The organism is Mycobacterium sp. E3247 (assembly GCF_001667785.1).
Taxonomy (GTDB): Bacteria; Actinomycetota; Actinomycetes; order Mycobacteriales; family Mycobacteriaceae; genus Mycobacterium.
In genome coordinates this window covers 1-841 of the sequence record NZ_LZJG01000495.1, presented here as the reverse complement: position 1 = coordinate 841, position 841 = coordinate 1, and the positions used below count along the sequence as shown (strand labels likewise).

General features: G+C 70.9%; 2 protein-coding genes. One reads left to right on the top strand and one right to left on the bottom strand.

Annotated features, from left to right (window positions below):
- Positions 1–186 (bottom strand): TetR/AcrR family transcriptional regulator (locus A9X04_RS24940; protein ID WP_156764483.1); only part of this gene is annotated, 186 nt, incomplete at its 3' end.
- A gap of 143 nt (positions 187–329) precedes the next feature.
- Between A9X04_RS24940 and A9X04_RS24935 the strand changes: the two genes are divergently transcribed.
- Positions 330–841, top strand: a 512-nt coding sequence (locus A9X04_RS24935; RefSeq protein WP_156764528.1) for a TetR/AcrR family transcriptional regulator, incomplete at its 3' end; no start/stop codon positions are given.

Sequence of the window (841 nt, the reverse complement as noted above, 5' to 3'; positions counted from 1 at the left end):
CTTGTTCGGGAAGTAGTGGTACAGGCTGCCGCTGGTGACGTCGGCCGCCCGGGCGATCTCGCGAATCGTGGTGCGCGAATAGCCATTCTCGGCCACACATCGCATCGCGGCGGTGATGATGCGGGCCCGGGTCTGCTCACCGTCGGCACCCACCGGCCGACCCAATTGCGGCGGCGTGACGCTCATGCGGCGGGAAGCCCGCCGCAGCTCCGTCCATCACGCACTACGCACCTCCGCGGCGAAGCCGGAACTAATCGATCACTCGATTATATTCGACCGTGTCGGGGACCGGGAGCCGGCGGACGGGACGCGCGAGTGAGGACAGCATGGTGACGCGGGCGCAACGGGGACGTCCGGTCGGCGCCAGCGGCGAGGAGACGCGGCAGCGGATCGTCGTTGCCACCATGCGCTGCGTGGCCGAATTCGGGTACGCGGGCGCCACCATCCGTGAGATCGCCCGGGCCGCGAACGTCACCAGCGCCAGCCTCTACAACTACTTTCCGAACAAGGCGGAGCTGATCAACGCCGCGATAGCGGCGCGGACCGACGTCGCGTTGCCGCGGCTGCGCGCGGCCGCCGCGGGTCCCGGCGGCGTGGTCGATCGCCTCGCGGCGGTGCTGGACGAGGCGAGCCGGCTGATGCGCGAGCATCCGCATCTGGCCGCATTCGATCGCGCCGTCCGCGCCGAAAGCAACGAGCACCCGGTTCGCGGCCGACCGGAGTATCCCGGGCTGAAGGCGTTGCGCGGCGCCGTCGCCGAGATCATCGGGGACGCCCGAACCCGGGGCGCGCTGCCCGCCGACACGGACGTGCGGGCCACGGTCGACGCCATCTACGCGCT